Here is a 1196-nt window from a genome sequence, read left to right on the forward strand (position 1 = left end):
TCAAAATATGGTAGGCCCTTTCGGTGGTGTGACGGCGGCTACGATCCTTCAAGCAGTGTTAGGTCACCCAGAAAGAGAAGGCATGCCGGTATCGCTTACTATTAATTATATGGGGCCGATTGAAGATGATGAGTTGGTGGTCAAACCTGCTCTATTAAGAACTAACCGTTCCAACCAGCATTGGCGTGTAGATTTTTTGCAAGGCGATGTAATGCAGTGTTCTGCTAGTTGTGTTTTTGCTAAGCGAAATGAGACTTGGTCTAATGATGAAGTAAGGATGCCTTATGCACCAGATTTTGAAGTGGTGGATTCACTACCAAAATTTCCGGGCATGCCGAGCTGGGTAGACCAATACGATATGCGCTTTGTTTATGGTGCTCCTTTTCAGCCGCTAGTTAAGGGTAAACAAGCAAACCCCTCCGAGAGCCTCTTGTGGATTTCTGACAAGCCAGCAAGAAAGCTGGACTATGCCTCAGTAACAGCAATCTCTGACTCGTTCTTTCCACGAATTTTTGTTCGAAGACATAAGATCGTCCCAATGGGAACGGTTAGTTTAACGATTAATTTCCATATAACTGAAGATGAATTGTTGGGCTTGGAGGCGACTCATCTGCTTGGTCGCGCTAGCGCTACCAAATTTACTAATGGTTATTTTGAGCAAAGGGCTGAGCTATGGAGCCCTGATGGTACCTTGGTGGCGACAAGTAGCCAGATGGTGTATTACAAAGATTAAGCTAGTCTATATCTCAATAATTACAGCTTTTAAAAAGCAAGAGAGCGATCATGACAAACGTTGATAGTGAGAATACAGAGCTGCATAAAACCGCTTGTATATTATGTTCACGAAACTGTGGCTTGGATGTTACCACCCAGGACGGCAAATTAATTAAGATCAAAGGTGATCCTCAACACCCTATGACTAAGGGCTATATTTGCCAGAAAGCGGCAAGATTAGAGCATTATCAAAATCACGATGATCGTTTGACACATCCTTTAAAAAGGATGCCAGATGGGAGCTTTCAGAAGGTTAGCTGGGATCAGGCCTTAGATGAAATCGCTGAAAAAATGAATGTAACGCGTGATCAGTTTGGCCCCGACTCTTTCGCGATTGTAGGTGGTGGTGGTCAAGGTAATCATCTTGGCGGTGCGTATGCTTCACAACTGCGTTATGCCATGGGTGGGAGTCGCTATACCTA

2 protein-coding genes are annotated in these 1196 nt (G+C 44.3%); both read left to right on the top strand.

What is annotated here, in order from left to right:
* On the top strand, window positions 1-733 hold a 733-nt coding region (locus A3766_RS24060), incomplete at its 5' end, for an acyl-CoA thioesterase II (RefSeq protein WP_068643123.1).
* A gap of 50 nt (window positions 734-783) precedes the next feature.
* A partial coding sequence (locus A3766_RS24065; RefSeq protein ID WP_156509099.1) for a molybdopterin-dependent oxidoreductase occupies window positions 784-1196 on the top strand: 413 nt, incomplete at its 3' end.

The organism is Oleiphilus sp. HI0132, from assembly GCF_001635845.1.